At 26.4% G+C, this 5407-nt stretch carries 5 protein-coding genes; 3 read left to right on the top strand and 2 right to left on the bottom strand.

Going from position 1 to position 5407, the window contains the following annotated elements; genetic code table 11:
- Positions 1 to 115: 115 nt before the first annotated feature.
- Both MBFIL_RS02290 and MBFIL_RS02285 read right to left on the bottom strand, forming a co-directional pair.
- A complete protein-coding gene (locus MBFIL_RS02290) occupies positions 116 to 1432 on the bottom strand; it encodes an ATP-binding protein (protein WP_066971107.1) in 1317 nt (438 codons plus the stop codon).
- A gap of 315 nt (positions 1433 to 1747) precedes the next feature.
- Complete coding sequence (locus MBFIL_RS02285; RefSeq protein WP_066971105.1) at positions 1748 to 3553, bottom strand: ribosome biogenesis/translation initiation ATPase RLI; 1806 nt, start codon at positions 3551 to 3553, stop codon at positions 1748 to 1750.
- Positions 3554 to 3811: 258 nt separating this feature from the next.
- On the opposite strand from MBFIL_RS02285, the gene pth2 reads away from it, so the two are divergent.
- The 3 genes from pth2 to MBFIL_RS02270 are packed head-to-tail and all read left to right on the top strand — an operon-like array spanning position 3812 to position 4988.
- The gene (gene pth2 / locus MBFIL_RS02280) at positions 3812 to 4150 is read left to right on the top strand and encodes a peptidyl-tRNA hydrolase Pth2 (protein WP_066971103.1); all 339 of its coding nucleotides are present in this window, start codon (positions 3812 to 3814) and stop codon (positions 4148 to 4150) included.
- Between the two features lie 6 nt (positions 4151 to 4156).
- On the top strand, positions 4157 to 4825 hold the full coding sequence (locus tag MBFIL_RS02275) for an amino acid kinase family protein (RefSeq protein ID WP_394328408.1): 669 nt from the start codon (positions 4157 to 4159) through the stop codon (positions 4823 to 4825).
- Between the two features lies 1 nt (position 4826).
- The gene (locus MBFIL_RS02270) at positions 4827 to 4988 is read left to right on the top strand and encodes a zinc finger domain-containing protein (protein ID WP_066971101.1); all 162 of its coding nucleotides are present in this window, start codon (positions 4827 to 4829) and stop codon (positions 4986 to 4988) included.
- Positions 4989 to 5407 lie beyond the last annotated feature (419 nt).

The raw sequence follows: 5407 nt of genomic DNA, 5'->3' as shown, positions 1-5407 counted from the left end.
GACACACAAGACTAACAATATCAAGAATAAAAAACATGCTAAAAGAAAAATAAGAATATAAACAAAAAACATCACAACATTACACACTACATATCTAACATGAAAAATCCTTAACTTAACAGCTGTGATGATTTTCTTTATTTTCTTTACTCATTCTGAGATAATAGGGTAATCCTGATATGTATGCTCTTAATTTTTTAGATAATTTTTCACAATTACCATTAAGAATGTCTTCCCAAATAGCTTCTTGGGATTTTTTAAACCTATTTTCAATTTTTTCTGTGTATAGATCTAATAGATTATCTTTAAATCCGATTTCAACTTCAAAATTAGGAATACCTAATGTATAATTAATCATATCATTTTTATCTAGATTTTTCTCTTTAATTGTTAAGTAACCTGACTGAAACAATAATGGAAGATCTTTGGCAGATAGTGGATCATACTTACGTAATTCTGATTCTGTAATGGTTATTGGTTTAAAATAATCAATGTTAATAGCCCTATTTTTTAAAATTTCAGCTAAAAAAGTTGGTGTTCCACTTTCAAACCAGTAGGGTATGATTTTCTGGGATTTAAGAGCTAAAATAGTTGAGTAAGGATTAAAAACCTTGTTTTTTCCATCCCAACTATAACCATCATAATAAAAATTAATCTTATCTAAAATTTCTTTGTAAGAATAGTTTAATTTATCTGATAAGTCTTGTATTTGGTTTTTATAATGATATTCTAATTCTTGGTGAGTTATACCACATATAGTTGAATATTTTGGATCTAGTGTGAGTTCTGTTAGGTTATTTAATTTAGAGAATATTGAAGTTTTTGCAAATTTGGTTATTCCAGTTATAAAGACAAATTTAAGATGTTCTTCACTACTCTTTAACTCATTATAAAAGTCTTGTAGAAATCTACGATTATTATCAGATATTTCTGCATTGTTTATATTATCAAGTATTGGTGCGTCATATTCATCAATTAAAACAATAACTGTTTTATTTGTACTTTTATGTATTTTTCTAATTAACTGAGAAAAATTAAAAGATACAGGTAATTCTTCATTTAATTTTATGTCATATTCCTCAGCAAATATATTAATATACTCTGCAAGAGTTAGCTCTAGTAAATCCACACTTTTACTTACTAATTTACTCATATCCAAATGTATTACAGGATAATTTTCATTCCAGTCCCATTTATCATATATATAGAGACCTTCAAATAATTTTTTATTTCCTTTAAAGAAGTTTTCTAATGTTGAAATAAACAATGTCTTACCAAATCTTCTTGGACGTGATAGAAAATAGTATGTTCCTTTCTCGTCTATCATTTGTTTTATGAATTTAGTTTTATCAACGTAAATCTTTTCTAGACTTATCAACTTATTAAAATCGCTGACATCAAAAGATAGTCGTCCAATGTTATTTGTTTCCATTTTATAACCTTCTTTTAATTATCTCTTATTTATAAATAGGATTTTCATCTATTAATTTTTTAGTTAATAAATAGTTTTATGTTTTTCATATATTATCAATATTTTGATTTTATGAAAATTATTGATTTCCTTTTGATAAGAACATTAGTTTAATATAATTTAGTATGTTAATTATTGATTGAAGCCTTGCATGCTGCATAGTCGTGTCTATTTATGAATGTCTCAATAATTTTTGAATTTGTTCAATTGATATGTATTTATCGACTGTGTTAGTTGATAATATTATCCAGAAGTTGTGAAAATATAGCTATACTATTACTCTTTCAAATAATAGTATTCTCCACTATTTTTCTGTTCTCTATCTAGATAGCTATCTAATTTATTTACTCTTGGTCTTTTTGTTTCTTTATCTCTTCTGAAAGTTATGTTTAAATCATTTAGAAATTTGTTCATTGATGTTCTAAGATCTGATGGTTTTGTAGCTATTCCTTCTAGACCTGGTTCACCGTAGAATACCATTGCTCTATCAGATATATAATCAATGAAAACAATATCGTGATCTATTATAAGAGACGCTGAGTTTCTACTTTCAATTATTTTTCTAATGGTTTTAGCAGTTATTAATCTTTGTTCTACATCAAGAAAAGCTGTTGGTTCATCAAAAACGTAAAAATCAGCGTTTTGGGATAAAGTTATAGCAATAGCAACTCGTTGAAGTTCTCCTCCACTTAAATCACTTAAATTTTTATTCAATAATTCATCAAGTGCAAATGGTTTTAGTATTTCACTTTTAAAAATATTAGATCCATAAGTTGGAGCTTTCATATATAATAAATCCTCAACTCTTCCATCAAAATCATTATCAATATACTGAGGTTTATAAGCTATTTCTACTTTCTTATCTACTTCACCACTATCTGGGGTTTCATTCTCTGATAAAATGTTTGCAAATGTTGTTTTTCCGATTCCGTTAGGACCAAATGCTGTTACAATTTCATCATAAAATATTTCACCTGCTTCAGCATTAAGAGAAAATCCTTTATATTTTTTATTAATGTCAGTGTAAGAAGTAAGTGGTGTACCTTCGTCTTCAGGTGTTGGAGGTCTTACTTTAAATTCAATAGGACGATTTCTAATTCTTATGTTTTCTTCTTTTAAGAAACCATTAATATAAGCATTAATTCCAACTCGCACACCTTTCATTTGTGATACTACACCATAAGCTCCAGGTTTACCATATAAAATATGAACATAATCAGATATGGCATCTAAAGTTGCAAGGTCGTGTTCAATAACAAGTACAGATTTTCCATCTTCAGCGAGAGATCTTATTACTTTAACTGCATTTAATCTTTGACGAACATCTAACCAAGATGTAGGTTCATCAAAGTAATAAAAATCACCATCTCGAAGTGCAGCTGCTGCAATAGCTATTCTTTGAAGTTCACCACCACTAAGATTAGCTATGTCACGATTTAATATATTTCTTAAATCTAAATCATCAACTATCTGATCAATTTTGTTTCGCTCATCAACTTTTAATAATAGATCATTAACATTTCCTTTTACAAATTTAGGAAGCTGATCAACCATTTGTGCTTTATGAATGACTTTTGATTTTCTTTGTGATAAATTTTTAAAGTATGTTTGAAGTTCAGACCCTTTATAAAAGTTTATTATTTCATCCCAAGAACTTTCATCAATAGTGTTTTCTTGCTTATTTTTATCTTCTTCATAATTTCCTAAGTTAGGAATAATTTCACCAGACAATATTCTAAATATTGTAGATTTTCCAATTCCATTTTGACCTAGAATCCCAACTACAGATGATTCTTTTACATTTGGAAGAGAAAACAATTCAAACATGTTTTGCCCAAATCTATGAATTGGAGTATCAAGAGTTTCTGGAAGATTAATAATATTAACTGCTCCAAAGGGGCATCGATTAGTACATATTCCACAGCCATTACATAATTCTTCTGAAATTAAGGGTTTATTAGTTCGTTCATCGATTACAATTGTATCTTCTTCCATACGAACTCCAGGACAATAATCTATACATACATAATTGCAATTTTTTGGTTTACATCTATCATGATCCAATATTGAAATCCTACTCAATACTTTCACCTCTATTTGAAATTATAAAATTAAACTTTTAAAAAAAGTTTTGTCAAAAGCTATTTTCTCATTTCTATTTTAAAAATAAGCATTTTATATATAATAATTCTTTTTATTAATAAAAATCATTTAAATTAATACTAATTATTTATAATATTTAAATATGTGATTTGATATAATATATATGTAACTATAAAATTTAATTAAAAAATTTTAATAATTTTAAGAATAGCTAGATAATAAATCCTGGAGTTTAAAATGAAACAAGTTATAGTCGTTAGAAAAGATATTAAGATGTCTAAAGGTAAAATGGCTGCTCAATGCTGTCATGGTTCATTAAATGCTTATAAAAATGCTAATCCGAGTAAAATAGAAATTTGGGAAAATGAAGGTCAAGCAAAGGTAGTTTTAAAGATACAAACATTAGAAGAGTTAATTGAACTTAAAAAGATGATTGCAGTAAATAAAGTTCCTCATCATTTAGTTATAGATGCTGGAAGAACAGAACTACCTGAATCAACTGTTACTTGTTTAGGTATTGGTCCAGATACTGATGAAATCATTGATAAACTTACAGGACATCTTAAGTTATATTAATTTTTGGTGATTACAATTATTGATTGGGTTCTTAAAGTAGGAGGGAGCTTATTTCCAAAACATGCTATTGAGTTAATAAAAAGTATCAAAGATACTAAAACTTTAGTTATTAATGGCGGTGGAGAGTTTGCAAACCTTATCCGAAAATATGACTGTGAAGTTGATTTTACAGATGATGTAAGTCATAAAACAGCTATTAATTCTATGGACATAATAGCTAAATTATTAAATGATAAAATTGAATTTAGTGAACTTGTTTACACTCTTGATGAAGCTATTGAGGTCGCGGGTAATGGAAAGATTCCTATTCTTTTAAGTTCAGGGATTATAAATAAATTAAATCCATTGGAATCCTCATGGGATGTAACTTCTGATTCAATTGCAGCGTACATATCAAACTTATTAAAATCGAAACTTTTAATAGCTACAAATGTAGATGGTATATATACCCAAAAACCTACACTTCAAGGTTCAAAATTTATTGATGAAATAACTGCTAAAAACTTACTATCTTTTAATGAATCATCAATTGACTTGATGTTACCTAAGCTTTTGCTTGAATTTGGGGCTGATTGTTTTATTGTTAATGGGAAATACCCTGAGAGAGTTTTATCTATAATTAATTCAAATTTTAACAATCATAATTTCAAATATACATATATTCGAGGAGATTAAAATGGAAAAAGTAGAATGTACATCTTGTAAGCAAGAAATACCATTAATTGAACCTTATGTTCAATTTAAATGCCCAGAATGTGAAAAAGTAATATATAGGTGTGAAAAATGCCGTACTTTTGGTCATGTTTACAAATGTGACTGTGGATTTGAAGGACCTTAATTGATATAAATTAATAATTAATATTTAATACTTAATATTTAATAATTAATATGTATAATTAATATGTATAATTAATATATAATAATTAATATGTATAATTAATTTTGAATTGACGAATTATTGATTAAGAAGTAGTTATATTTTATTTAAGATATTAATTAGCTATTAGTTTATCACTTACTTATTAAATAGATTTTATTTACTTATAATTGTTATTTATGATATTTCAATTTTGAAGCAATATTTATTTCATTTTGAAAACTTTCATAGTAATATTAATTTTATTCTCTAAAGGAGATGTCCCATAATTCAATAGATAATTAATTAAGACTCATTTTCTTAAATAAGTATTTTAAGAGTCTTATATTGTTGATAAATTAATTATATGGATATTTAATTAGTTATATAAATTGAATTTT

It is taken from the genome of Methanobrevibacter filiformis, from assembly GCF_001639265.1.
Classification (GTDB): Archaea; Methanobacteriota; Methanobacteria; order Methanobacteriales; family Methanobacteriaceae; genus Methanacia; species Methanacia filiformis.
This window is presented reverse-complemented; position numbering and strand designations above follow the sequence as displayed.